Genomic DNA, 5,229 nt, shown 5'->3' on the forward strand with positions numbered 1-5,229 from the left:
AGCTCGACCGCGATGCGGCGCGCAAGGAGGAGATGCACGCCGTCGAGCGACGATTGGGTGATAGCCTCGCCAAGTTCGAGGCGAAGCTGGACCGGCTGGGCGACGGCCTGTCGAAGATGGCCGCCTTTGACGGCAATGTCCGCGGCCTTTCCGACAAGATGACCTGGCTCGCCGAGCGCATCGAGAGCCTGGAAGTCCGCGCCAAGCGGGCGGACTGAGTTCCCGCCGCCGGCCGGTTGCCGGCATCCCTGACAATCTGGAGTGTCCAATGGACTGGACCGTCCTGGCGCCGGTGCTGGTCGAGCACCTGGCCATCCCTGTGCTCGTCGCCCTCGGCGGCTGGCTCACCACCAAGATCCCCGGCCCGCTGCGCAACTGGCTGCAGGCCGACACGCATGCCAAGGATCTGGCGCTCGTGCTGGGCGCGATGTATCGCGGCGCTGCGGTCGCCTATGCCGACTACGAAGCCGGGAAGTTCGCTTCGCCCACCGCCGCCATCGGTCAGGTCGTGGCCTACGTCCTCAAGACCTGCCCGGACACCATCGCGAAGCTTAGCCCCGACCCCGATGCGCTGACCACGATGGCTCACGCTGCTTGGGATGCATTCGTCAAGGCGACCATCACCGCCGAGGCCGCCAAGGCGGTGCCGGACGTGGTGGCCAGCGTGGCGGACCAGGTGGCCACGGGCGTGGCCGACGCCCTGCGGAAGCCGGTGGCATGATCGCCGCTGCCTTCCTCCGCAACGTGATGCGGCCGACCGCCGCCTGGTGCCAGCGCGAGGCCGGCATCCCCTTCAGCCTCGACAGCGACCGCTTCCTGCTCGCCGTGGCGCTGCAGGAAAGCCAGTGCACCCACCGGGCGCAGATCACCCGCAGCGGCGCGCCCGGTCCGGCCCGCAGCTACTGGCAAGGGGAAAAGACCGGCGGCATGGTCGCCGGCGTCCTGAACTTCCACGCGGAAAACATCCAGAAGATGTCCCGCGCGCTCTACGCCGCCGCCGGCGTGATCCCGGACCCCTACGCCATCTGGCGCGCGATCGAGTGGCACGATGCCCTGGCGCACGGCCTGGCGCGGCTCCTGCTGCTGACCGACCCCTACCGCATCCCGACCGAACAGAGCGCGGCGTGGGACTGCTACGCGGCGCGCCTGTGGCGCCCGGGCCGGCCGCGCCCGGAAGAGTGGCCTGAGAACTGGCAGGCCGCGTCCATCGCCGTCGCCGCTGAGACGGCTTAGAGCAACAGGTGCCCGCCGTTACTTCTTCTTCGTGCGACTCACTTCCTTCTCCTTGAGAATGGCGTCGTGCATTTCTGCAGATCTGTCCGCCAGCTTGGCAATCGTTTCCCTGATCTGATCCGGGGACATGTTCCCGTGGATCATCTCATCCCGCATCTGCTTGAATATGCCGGCAGTGAAACTCGATCCGATCTCCACGATAACGTTCAGCGGAACATCGGAGACGTCCATTGAGAAGCTCTTTTCCAGGCGGGCCACAATCTCCGCGTTGACTGAGCGGCCGTTTTCCTTTGCTGCTGTGTCTATACGCGCACGCAGATCGCCGGGAAGGCGCGCCTTAAAGGAGGGGTCGGTTCTCGTCGCCATGACCCTACGGTGACCCTATTTTCTGCTTGACTGCAATGGCCTCGCCGTGACCCTATTTGTACGGGGTCACGGTGACCCCGAAGCGCGAGAAAAGGTCATGCGCCCGGAAACGCAATCATTCAAGCTTCGCCTGCCACCAGACACGCTCTGTTGGCTTCGCGAACAGGCAGCACAACGGCGTCGCTCTATGAACAGCGAGATCATCTTCTTGCTGGAAATGGCTCGGCGCGAAGCCAGCCCCGCTCGGGGCGGCGAACAGACGGCGGGGGTTGCTTCGCAGGCGTAGCCCCGCCGTCTGCCGTTTTCTCCCTCCGTTTCGCAGGCGGAGGGCTCCCCACAACCCGCAATTGGAGTGCGGATAGTGAGCGTTCAGAATATAGGCGGCCTGCCCCACGAGGGCAAAGGCGAGAATGGTGCCCTGACCATTGTGGGCATTTCCGTCCGGAGAGATGCTGATGGACGGTTCAACCTGAATGACCTCCATCGGGCAGCTGGCGGAGAGAAGAAGCACCAGCCAAGCGATTGGTTACGGCTTCAGCAGACACTGGACCTCCGGTCCGAGTTGGAGATGGAGAAACCGGGATTTCCCGGTATCCAAGCAAAACAAGGACTTGGGACGTTTGCAGTTCGCGAGTTGATCTATGCCTACGCCATGTGGATCAGCCCGAGTTTCCATCTTCAGGTGATCCGGGCGTTCGATGGCTTGGTGACCGGCCAGATGGCCGCGCCGGCGGCGCCGGAGAGCGATGACATCACCCTGTCGCGCGCTCTGCTGATCGCTTCGGGGCGGTTGGACGAGGCCAAGAAGCAGATCGCGGATCTCACGCCCAAGGCGGCCGGCTATGACCGTATCGCCTCCGCGGATGGAAGCCTGTGCATCACGGACGGTGCTAAGGCGCTGCAGATCCGCCCCAAGGATCTGTTCGACTACCTTGACCGCAACGGCTGGACCTATCGACGCCCTGGTTCGGACCATCGCTGCGCCTATCAAGCCCGGATTGCCTCCGGGGATCTGATCCACAAGGTGACGACGGTTCTCCGGCCGGACGGAACCGAGAAGGTGACGGAGCAGGTGCGGATCACGCCTAAGGGTCTGGCTAAGCTCTCGAAGCTGTTCCCGCCGATGCTGGACATCGTCGCGTGAGCCGCCGCCTCTCCCGCCGCGCGGTCTTCAAGGTCGCCGCCGCCCTGTCGGCGCCGGCGGTCACGGTCCTGGCGGCCGACGATGCCCTGGCGCGCTACGAGGACGTCATGGCTCGGAAGGGCGACCTGAAGAAGGTCAGCGACGATCAGTGGAACCTGGTCGAGGAATGGACCGAGCAGGAAGAGGCCGCCCTCTACGGGCTGGCGGACGAGACGCCCGGCGGGCTGAAGGCCTTGCTGCGCCGGGTGGTGACGATCGGAGACCGGCTCGACGGCGATACGAGTTGGAACCTGATGGACGCCGAGGCCGCGCTGATTCGCTCCATGCGGCGGCAAGCCCAGGAACTCCTGCGGCAGATCTGAGTCGCCGCTGCACAATCGATCTCGGTGAGAGGGCGCTCCCCCCTAAGGGCGCCCTCTTTTCATTCTTAATCCCCCAACATCGAGGAGCCTGCCCCCATGGTCCTGATCGGCACCTATTGGGAAGACGACCCCGCCATCGCGAAGATGGTGGAGAGCAAGATCGGCTTTCAACTCGATCTCTGCCGGGCGGCCAACTGGCACGCCAACTGGCAGGACACCGAGAGCGACTATGGCGTGAAGAGAGTGCGCGACCTGCTATCGCCGCGCAGCGTCCAGCACATGATGGTGCCGTTCCCGAAAACCTACGGAAAGGACGGCAGCAAGGACGGATGGACGCGGGCAGGGAAGGGCGAGTTCAATAGCCACTACTTGGCCTTCTTCAAGAACCTGCTGGCGGCGCTGCCGGCCGGGCAGAAGGAAGTCTTCGTCTCCACCTCCTACGAGACGAACGCCAATTTCTGGTACTGCGACATCGCGGCCTGTGGCGGCGAGGCGGCGTATCGCAGCGCTGTCACCAATATGCGCGCCCAGGCCGATGCCGCACAGAAGGGCACGGGCAAGACGATCATCCTGGCCCACAATCCGGTCAACGAGAACTGGAAGGCGGCGCCCGGCGCGGACTGGAAGGGCACATTCGTGAACGGCGCGCACGGGGCTCTGCTGGTGAACTACTATATGAAGCCGCAGTACCGCTCCAACAGCCTGGACAAGGAGTGGGAGTTCTGGACAGGCGCCTATATCGGCCTGAACGCCCAGATCGCCTTCGCCAAGGAGAAGGGCGTCCCTTGGGGCATCCCGGAGTGCGGCTTCCTCTCGGACGACAAATACGACATCCGTCCCTTCGTCCAGAAACTCGGCGATCTGCTGGTGGCGAACGCCAGCACCATGGCGCTGTTCATGCCGTGGATCTCCGACAAGGACTATCCCGGCCAGGTCTACGCCGGGCGCTCGCCCAAGGCAGCCGAAGCCGTTGCCGGGCTGATGAAGCGTCTCAAGGCGGCGCAGACCGGAACCGTTATCAACCCGACCCAGCCCGCCGACACCTCCACAGTCGAGCCCGCCGCGCCATCCGAGCCGCAAGACCCCGCCATGGCGCTCGCCTCCGAGGGCAACGAGGCGCTGTTCCTGGTGCGGGACAAGTACCCCGAGCCGGCGAACAGTGTCCTCCGGGCCATGGAGGACCGGACCTTCTGGCCGCTCGTCGGCGCGGGGCTCAAGAACGGCGATGCGACCGGCCACGAGACCGACCCCACCAAGGCGCTCGCTCTGGCGGTACACGCGGCGGGCACGATGGACGGCTGGCCGGCCGAAGCTGTGACCGCGGTTCAGGGCTGGCTGGGCCGGGCGAAGGCACTCTTGCCCGCCCAGGAGCAGCCGGAGACCGAGCCCCCTGTCCCCGAGCAGCCCGCTCCAGGCTCTGACGTGGTGGCGACCCTCCAGGCGCAGATTGCGCGCCTTCAGGAGCAACTCACCGCCGAGCAGGCCGCGCGCGCCGCCGTCGAGCAGAAACTGGCAGCGGTGCGGGTGGCTGCTGCATGAACGCGCTCATCGTCGTCCTACTGGTCCTACTGCTGGTCGGGGTGCCGCCTAGCCAGAACCCCGCGCATTGATCGGCCAGCGCGTCGCCTCGTACACTTCAATGGCGGCGTGCAGGGCGTCGAAGTGCTCTGCTTCCGGAGTGCCCGGCGCCGGCTCCTTGTCGAAGTACTGTTCGATCTCGGCCAAAGCGCGATCGTACTGATGCTCGGACGTGATTGGCTCAACCAGCACTGCCAGTCCTCCTCAGGCCGCGAGCACTCTATGTGCGCGGGCGAGATCGAGGCTCATTTGGAGCCCGAGCCAGAACTCGGGGCTGTTGCCGAAACGGCGGCTCAGAAGGATCGCGGTCTCGGCCGTCAGGGCGCGGGTGCCGTTCAGGATGCCGGTGACGCGATTGGTCGGCACATGGATTTCTGCCGCTAGGCGCTTGGCCGACAGACCAAGCGGAATGAGGAACTCCTCGCGGAGCACCTCGCCAGGCGTGACGGGCGGAAGCATTTCATCGGTTGCGACGTCCGACAGGTCCACCCGGCCGGCGTCCAGATCTTCGCGGAGGATGGTCATGGTTCTGTCCTCTCGGCCTAG

The 5,229-nt window shown here is 65.4% G+C and carries 10 protein-coding genes; 7 read left to right on the forward strand and 3 right to left on the reverse strand.

Going from position 1 to position 5,229, the window contains the following annotated elements:
- The 3 genes from VNS22_RS09125 to VNS22_RS09135 all read left to right on the forward strand — a co-directional run.
- The coding region (locus VNS22_RS09125) for a hypothetical protein (RefSeq protein WP_325731708.1) at positions 1 to 218 on the forward strand (218 nt) is incomplete at its 5' end.
- A 50-nt stretch (positions 219 to 268) separates the two neighbouring features.
- On the forward strand, positions 269 to 721 hold the full coding sequence (locus tag VNS22_RS09130) for a hypothetical protein (protein ID WP_325731709.1): 453 nt from the start codon (positions 269 to 271) through the stop codon (positions 719 to 721).
- Positions 718 to 1,233, forward strand: coding sequence for a hypothetical protein (locus VNS22_RS09135; protein WP_325731710.1), 516 nt, complete (start codon positions 718 to 720; stop codon positions 1,231 to 1,233). The genes VNS22_RS09130 and VNS22_RS09135 overlap by 4 nt, the downstream gene beginning before the upstream one ends.
- Before the next feature lie 18 nt (positions 1,234 to 1,251).
- Here the strand turns inward: VNS22_RS09135 and VNS22_RS09140 are convergent, their stop codons facing one another.
- Complete coding sequence (locus tag VNS22_RS09140; protein WP_325731711.1) at positions 1,252 to 1,599, reverse strand: Arc family DNA-binding protein; 348 nt, start codon at positions 1,597 to 1,599, stop codon at positions 1,252 to 1,254.
- 97 nt (positions 1,600 to 1,696) lie between these two features.
- Between VNS22_RS09140 and VNS22_RS28270 the strand changes: the two genes are divergently transcribed.
- From VNS22_RS28270 to VNS22_RS09155, 4 genes are all read left to right on the forward strand, one after another.
- Complete coding sequence (locus VNS22_RS28270) at positions 1,697 to 1,885, forward strand: Arc family DNA-binding protein (RefSeq protein WP_349261753.1); 189 nt, start codon at positions 1,697 to 1,699, stop codon at positions 1,883 to 1,885.
- A 75-nt stretch (positions 1,886 to 1,960) separates the two neighbouring features.
- Positions 1,961 to 2,743 carry a phage antirepressor KilAC domain-containing protein gene (locus VNS22_RS09145; RefSeq protein ID WP_325731712.1) on the forward strand — a complete coding sequence of 261 codons (783 nt, stop codon included), beginning with the start codon at positions 1,961 to 1,963 and terminating at the stop codon, positions 2,741 to 2,743.
- Positions 2,740 to 3,105 carry a hypothetical protein gene (locus VNS22_RS09150; protein WP_325731713.1) on the forward strand — a complete coding sequence of 122 codons (366 nt, stop codon included), beginning with the start codon at positions 2,740 to 2,742 and terminating at the stop codon, positions 3,103 to 3,105. Before VNS22_RS09145 ends, VNS22_RS09150 begins: the two co-directional genes overlap by 4 nt.
- A gap of 96 nt (positions 3,106 to 3,201) precedes the next feature.
- Positions 3,202 to 4,644 carry a hypothetical protein gene (locus VNS22_RS09155; RefSeq protein ID WP_325731714.1) on the forward strand — a complete coding sequence of 481 codons (1,443 nt, stop codon included), beginning with the start codon at positions 3,202 to 3,204 and terminating at the stop codon, positions 4,642 to 4,644.
- A gap of 48 nt (positions 4,645 to 4,692) precedes the next feature.
- Here the strand turns inward: VNS22_RS09155 and VNS22_RS09160 are convergent, their stop codons facing one another.
- Positions 4,693 to 4,875, reverse strand: coding sequence for a hypothetical protein (locus tag VNS22_RS09160; RefSeq protein ID WP_325731715.1), 183 nt, complete (start codon positions 4,873 to 4,875; stop codon positions 4,693 to 4,695).
- A 12-nt stretch (positions 4,876 to 4,887) separates the two neighbouring features.
- On the reverse strand, positions 4,888 to 5,229 hold a 342-nt coding region (locus tag VNS22_RS09165), incomplete at its 5' end, for a HigA family addiction module antitoxin (RefSeq protein WP_325731716.1).

This window comes from Geminicoccus sp., from assembly GCF_035556675.1.
Lineage (GTDB): Bacteria > Pseudomonadota > Alphaproteobacteria > Geminicoccales > Geminicoccaceae > Geminicoccus.

Excerpts from the sequence above, each read along its gene's own strand:
- VNS22_RS09130 (WP_325731709.1), top strand. The coding sequence starts at position 269 with ATGGACTGGACCGTCCTGGCGCCGGTGCTGGTCGAGCACCTGGCCATC.
- VNS22_RS09135 (WP_325731710.1), top strand. The coding sequence starts at position 718 with ATGATCGCCGCTGCCTTCCTCCGCAACGTGATGCGGCCGACCGCCGCC.
- VNS22_RS09140 (WP_325731711.1), bottom strand. The coding sequence starts at position 1,599 with ATGGCGACGAGAACCGACCCCTCCTTTAAGGCGCGCCTTCCCGGCGAT.
- VNS22_RS28270 (WP_349261753.1), top strand. The coding sequence starts at position 1,697 with ATGCGCCCGGAAACGCAATCATTCAAGCTTCGCCTGCCACCAGACACG.
- VNS22_RS09155 (WP_325731714.1), top strand. The coding sequence starts at position 3,202 with ATGGTCCTGATCGGCACCTATTGGGAAGACGACCCCGCCATCGCGAAG.